This is a genomic window from Microbacterium sp. H6 (assembly GCF_003314775.1).
GTDB classification, from domain to species: domain Bacteria; phylum Actinomycetota; class Actinomycetes; order Actinomycetales; family Microbacteriaceae; genus Microbacterium; species Microbacterium oxydans.
This window is the reverse complement of record NZ_QOAY01000267.1, coordinates 1-260: the sequence shown is the minus strand read 5'-3', so window position 1 is coordinate 260 and position 260 is coordinate 1. Positions and strand designations below refer to the sequence as shown.

Annotated in this window: 1 protein-coding gene; it reads left to right on the top strand. The window is 74.6% G+C overall.

Going from position 1 to position 260, the window contains the following annotated elements:
• Positions 1 to 260 (top strand): MMPL family transporter (locus DSP71_RS24220; protein WP_258546526.1); only part of this gene is annotated, 260 nt, incomplete at both ends.

Sequence of the window (260 nt, the reverse complement as noted above, 5' to 3'; positions counted from 1 at the left end):
CCGCCCACCGCCGTGCCCTCGTGGGCGCATGGCGGGCCACTGCACCGGCGATCGTCGCCTCGAACGTGACCGTGGTCCTCGCTCTGTCGACCCTGACCCTTGCGGTGATCCCCGGTACACGCGGGCTCGGTATCGCGTCGGCCGTGGGACTCCTGATCGCGCTCGCCGCCGTGCTGCTGGTGCTGCCACCCGCGCTCGCCGTATGCGGGCGGCGCCTCTTCTGGCCGTTCGCGCCGCGGGTGGGCGACGCCGCCGTGACG